4 protein-coding genes are annotated in these 5,506 nt (G+C 69.3%); 3 read left to right on the top strand and 1 reads right to left on the bottom strand.

Features of this window, described 5'->3' with window-relative positions; genetic code table 11:
- Positions 1–184: 184 nt before the first annotated feature.
- Complete coding sequence (locus tag BFF77_RS29285) at positions 185–1,390, bottom strand: glycoside hydrolase family 64 protein (RefSeq protein WP_066955864.1); 1,206 nt, start codon at positions 1,388–1,390, stop codon at positions 185–187.
- Between the two features lie 345 nt (positions 1,391–1,735).
- Between BFF77_RS29285 and BFF77_RS29280 the strand changes: the two genes are divergently transcribed.
- From BFF77_RS29280 to BFF77_RS29270, 3 genes are all read left to right on the top strand, one after another.
- Entirely contained in the window at positions 1,736–2,473 is a 738-nt protein-coding gene (locus tag BFF77_RS29280) for a hypothetical protein (protein WP_066955860.1), read from the top strand.
- 117 nt (positions 2,474–2,590) lie between these two features.
- A complete protein-coding gene (dxr, locus tag BFF77_RS29275) occupies positions 2,591–3,904 on the top strand; it encodes a 1-deoxy-D-xylulose-5-phosphate reductoisomerase (protein WP_066955858.1) in 1,314 nt (437 codons plus the stop codon).
- Positions 3,901–5,202, top strand: coding sequence for a M50 family metallopeptidase (locus tag BFF77_RS29270; protein ID WP_066955856.1), 1,302 nt, complete (start codon positions 3,901–3,903; stop codon positions 5,200–5,202). Before dxr ends, BFF77_RS29270 begins: the two co-directional genes overlap by 4 nt.
- The last annotated feature ends 304 nt before the right edge of the window (positions 5,203–5,506 follow it).

The following is a 5,506-nucleotide window of genomic DNA, read 5'->3' as shown; positions in this document are numbered from 1 at the left end:
CTTCGCGGGCCCGGAACGCCTGGCACGGCACCTCGCCGCGTTGTCGGAGTCGCCCGGGTACGGCCGGGCCGTCGACGACGCCGGTCCGCCGCCTTGCGATGCTCCCCCGTGGCCTGAACGGCACGGGAGGTACCCCCTCCACCAGCCGCCCCGGGCCGATCCACGAAGATCGACCGGACAGGGCCTAGCTGAACGGGTCGAGCGTGATGTACGCCTCCTGCGGATTGCCGTCGTGCACCAGCGACTCATGGGCGCCGACGTCGTCGAAGGCGAACGCGTACGCCTTGCCGTCGGCCATCTGGGCGTGGATCTTCTTGGCGTAGTGGTTGGTCACCGCGTCCTGGTAGAAGCCGGCCGCGCTCGTGTCGGGCTGGTTGGGGTTGACCAGCAGCGTGGAGCGGTTGAACCCGGCGCAGAGCGTGCGCGAGATCGGGCCGCGGACCAGGTCGTTGGGCGCGTCCAGCAGCTTGTAGCAGCCGAAGACGCTGTCCGCGTCCGGCTTCTGGAACGAGGTGACGACCGCGCCCGCCGTATTGGTGAAGTTCATGACATTGCCCGAGACCCGGCCGAAGTACCGGGTGTTGGGCTGGTCCCCGAACGGCGTCACGGTCAGCGTGGAGGTGGTGTACCGGCTCCACACCCGATTGATGTAGTCGTCCATCACCGAGGCCGGCAGAAGACCCGATCCGATCCCGTGACCGGGCGAGAGCGCGCGCAGGACGGTGCCGTCGGCGCGGGTCTGGATCAGATTGGCCCAGCCGCCCGGCTGGCTCCTGAGCGAGTCGTAGAAGCCCTTGTAGCCGCCCGCCTTGAGATGGCCGGTGGTCTTGGTGGTGCCGTTCGGGAGCCTGACGCCGACGGCGTACGGCGCCGAGACCATGTCGACCTGGGTGCTGTTGATCCACAGCCCGGCGTCGTTGAGCGTGTACTCGGTCCAGTTGAAGAGGATGTCCCGGTTGGGGTCGGCCGGGTTCTGCACGGCGGGCTGCACCAGACCGCCGGTGGTCAGCTTGAAGACGAGCTTCTGACCGTACGAGAAGTAGACGCGGCCGGAGAACTTCGGCATCCGGATCGTGAGCGACCGACCGTTGGCCGGTCCCGCGATCGACGCGTCGGGCGCCGGGGTCGGCGGATTGCCGCCGGCCGGCCAGGCGTGGAACGTGCCGTTCGCGTCGGCCCAGCCCTGCTGGCCCGTCGTGAGGTTCGTCCCGAGGTTGTAGACGTAGACCGGGTCCGTACGGCCGGAGCTGTTCGTGATCGTCAGTGGAATGGTGGCGGGGACCGCCGCCTCGGCGGCTCCGGCCGGTGACGCGGGTCCCGCGGCCGTGAATCCCGTGGCGAGGATCGCCGCGGCGGCCAGTGACGCGAACAGCTTTCTTGTGCCCAACACGCTCTGCCTCCTGCGTTGTGGGGGGTTTGAGAGCGCTCTCAGAATCGGCCCACGGATGGGGTGTGTCAATGAGCGCGGTCAACGGCCCGAGCGGACGGTCCCGGTGAAATCCACGGGAACCGGCCGGAACTGACGGCATGTCATCCCTCACGCGCCGATCCGCCGGGACCGTGCCGCCCCTTCCCGCCCGTCACTTCCGACTTCCGGGGTACGGGCCCGGCCCGCGCTCCCGTGCAGCACAATCGGATCCCGGGACGACCGGTCCGGCGGATCGGCCACGGGCGGATCAACTCACGAGGGGGCGGCATGTGCGGGGCCGGGAGAAGGCGGGCGCGACGTGGTGCGGTGGCCCTGGCCGCCGGTCTCGTACTCGTCGGAGCGACCGCGTGCAGCGGCGGCGGGCGGGCCGACGGCGACGACGGCGGCGGCAAGAGCGCGGGCAGGCCCGGCGGCTCCTCCGCGCCGGCCACGGGCGCCGCCACCGGCCCCCCGCCGCTCAGCGAGGAGCGGCTCACCGCCGCCTCCCTCACCGACGGCGAGCGGATCGGCCGGTACACGGCCTCCGAGTACGCCCTCGGAGCCCCGCTCGGCGAGGACTACACCGCCGAGCCCGCCGTCTGCCAGCCGCTGGTGAGCCTCGCCCGCGGCGCCACCGCGTTCGATCCCGCCGCCGAGGTCCACCGCAAGGCCGACATCCCGGACGAGATGCTCGGGCTCACCGTCTCCGTGCAGCTCCGTTCGTACGCAGCCCAGGACGCGGCCGGTGTCATGAAGGCGCTGCGTACGGCGGGCCGTGACTGCGCGGGCGGCTTCACCGAGGAAAGAGCGCTGGCGCGGGCGAGATATCTGAAGGCGGAACCGGCCGAGGCGCCCGAAGTGGGGGACGAGGCCGTCGCGTACCGCTTCACGATTCTCGACGTGAAGGGAAAGCTCAAACTGTACGAATATCTGACTGTCGTACGGTCCGGTTCCACCACGCTCTCCTTCCGCGCCGAGATCACCGGCACCGAGGACGTCGGAGGCGTCCCGGAGGAGATCGTCCAGGCCCAGTGGCAGAAGTTCCGCTCCATCGGAAAAGCCTGAGAAGAGCTGAAATCGCTCAGGAATCCGGCCGGCGCCCAAGTCCGTGGAGGCGGCGCACGGAAACACCCGCGGGGGCGCGCTGTCCAACCACCGCACGGATGGGGCAAGAATGGGGGCATGAGCGACAGCCCAGCCCCTCTCGCCGATCCGCACATCGCCTTCGACCCGACCGAAGGCCGCCGGGACATCGTCGTCCTCGGCTCCACCGGATCCATCGGTACCCAGGCCATCGACCTGGTCCTGCGTCATCCCGACCGCTTCCGAGTCACCGCGCTCTCCGCCGCGGGCGGGCGTCCCGCGCTCCTCGCCGAGCAGGCAGGACAGCTGCGGGTCCGTACCGTGGCGGTCGCGCGCGAGGACGCCGTGCCCGCGCTGCGGGAGGCGCTCAGGGCGCGGTACGGCACGGGCGAGCCGCTCCCCGAGATCCTCGCGGGACCCGACGCGGCCACCGAGCTGGCCGCTTCCGACTGCCACACCGTTCTCAACGGCATCACCGGCTCCATCGGGCTCGCGCCCACGCTCGCCGCCCTCACCGCCGGCCGCACGCTCGCCCTCGCCAACAAGGAGTCGCTGATCGTCGGCGGTCCGCTGGTCAAGGCCGTGGCCCAGCCCGGCCAGATCATTCCCGTCGACTCCGAGCATGCCGCGCTCTTCCAGGCGCTGGCCTCCGGCAGCCGCGCCGATGTGCGCAAGCTCGTGGTGACGGCCTCCGGCGGACCCTTCCGCGGCCGTACCCGCGCCGAGCTGGCCCATGTCACTCCCCGGGACGCCCTCGCGCATCCCACCTGGGCCATGGGCCCGGTGATCACGATCAATTCGGCGACCCTCGTCAACAAGGGCCTCGAAGTGATCGAGGCACATCTTCTGTACGACATTCCCTTCGAACGCATTGAGGTCGTCGTCCACCCTCAGTCGTATGTCCACTCGATGGTGGAATTCAGCGACGGCTCGACCCTGGCCCAGGCGACCCCGCCCGATATGCGCGGGCCGATCGCCATCGGTCTCGGCTGGCCGTGGCGGGTGCCGGACGCCGCTCCCGCCTTCGACTGGACCAACGCCTCGACCTGGGAGTTCTTCCCGCTCGACACGGAGGCCTTCCCCTCGGTGGGACTCGCCAGGCAGGTGGGGGCCCGGGGCGGCACGGCCCCGGCGGCGTTCAATGCCGCGAACGAGGAGTGCGTCGACGCGTTCCTCGCGGGCAGGCTCCCTTTCAACGGCATCATGGACACGGTCACCGAGGTCGTCGAGGAACACGACACGGTGTACGGCACGGGGCGCGGTCCCTCCCGTACGGGAACCTCGCTCACCGTGGCCGACGTCCTCGAAGCGGAGACCTGGGCACGCGCCAGGGCCCGTGAGAAGGCGGCGGCATTGGCAGACCAACTGGCAGGCACAATCGGCGACGAACAGCCGGCGGAGGCTCGCGCATGACGATTCTGTTGACGGTCCTCGGCATTCTGGTCTTTGTCGCCGGATTGCTCTTCTCCATCGCCTGGCACGAGCTCGGCCATCTCTCGACGGCCAAGTTCTTCGGTATCCGGGTCCCCCAGTACATGGTCGGCTTCGGGCCGACCATCTGGTCGCGGAAGAAGGGCGACACGGAGTACGGGATCAAGGCGATCCCGCTCGGCGGCTACATCCGCATGATCGGAATGTTCCCGCCGGGCCCGGACGGCCGGATCGAGGCGCGGTCCACCTCGCCCTGGCGCGGGATGATAGAGGACGCCCGCTCGGCGGCCTTCGAGGAACTGCAACCGGGCGACGAGAAGCGGCTGTTCTACACGCGCAAGCCGTGGAAGCGCGTGATCGTGATGTTCGCGGGCCCGTTCATGAATCTGGTGCTCGCCGCCGTGATCTTCATCGGTGTGGCGATGAGCTTCGGCTTCCAGACGCAGACCACCCAGGTCGCGGGCGTGCAGAAGTGTGTGATCCCGCAGAGCGAGAAGCGGGACACCTGCGAGCAGGGCGACGCGGTCTCGCCCGCCCGGGCGGCCGGTCTCAAGGAGGGCGACAGGATCGTCGCCCTCAACGGACAGCGGGTCGAGGACTGGACCACGCTGTCCAATCTCATCCGCAGGACCATCGGCCCGGCCACCATCACCGTCGAGCGCGACGGCGCCCGCCAGGATCTGCACGCCACGCTCGCCAGGAACCTGGTGGCCGAGAAGGACTCCGACGGAGAGATCATCCCGGGCAAGTACATCCCGGCCGGCTATCTCGGCTTCGCCGCCGCCACCGAGATCGTCCCGCTCTCCTTCCCCCAGTCCGTGGACCGTATGGGCACCATGATCGGGGACGGTGTCGAGTCGATCGTCGCCCTGCCGTCCAAGATCCCGGACCTCTGGAGCGCCGCCTTCGGGGACGGTCCGCGCAAGGACGACTCACCGGTCGGCGTGGTCGGCGCGGCCCGTATCGGCGGTGAGGTGATGACGCTGGACATCCCGGCGCAGAACCAGATCGCGATGATGCTGTTCCTGCTCGCGGGCTTCAATCTCTCCCTCTTCCTCTTCAACATGCTGCCGCTGCTGCCCCTCGACGGCGGGCATATCGCGGGCGCGCTCTGGGAGTCCCTGCGGCGCAGGCTGGCACGCCTGTTCAAGCGGCCCGACCCGGGCCCGTTCGATGTCGCGAAGCTGATGCCGTTCGCCTATGTCGTGGCGGGGATCTTCATCTGCTTCACCCTGCTCGTGCTGGTCGCCGACGTCTTCAATCCCGTCAAGATCTCCTGATCCCCCGTCTCCCGCGGCACACCGGGATCAGCTGATTACTCCTGTTTCCAGCGGCCGGACACCTTTTGTGTCCGGCCGCTTACCTTTGGGTGGACTTTTCGCGGGGATGTGCTCCGATGCCGTGCGGTGGCGTAATCTCGGGGCCGGAGCCCGCCCATCTCGGGACCTTGATCCACACCTTGGGGTTGCACAGCAGATGACTGCAATTTCTCTCGGAATGCCGTCCGTTCCGACGAAGCTCGCCGACCGGAGGGTCAGCCGTCAGATCCAGGTCGGATCGGTCCCGGTCGGTGGGGATGCGCCG

The sequence above is a fragment of the Streptomyces lushanensis genome, assembly GCF_001700515.1.
GTDB classification, from domain to species: Bacteria; Actinomycetota; Actinomycetes; order Streptomycetales; family Streptomycetaceae; genus Streptomyces; species Streptomyces lushanensis.
This window is presented reverse-complemented; position numbering and strand designations above follow the sequence as displayed.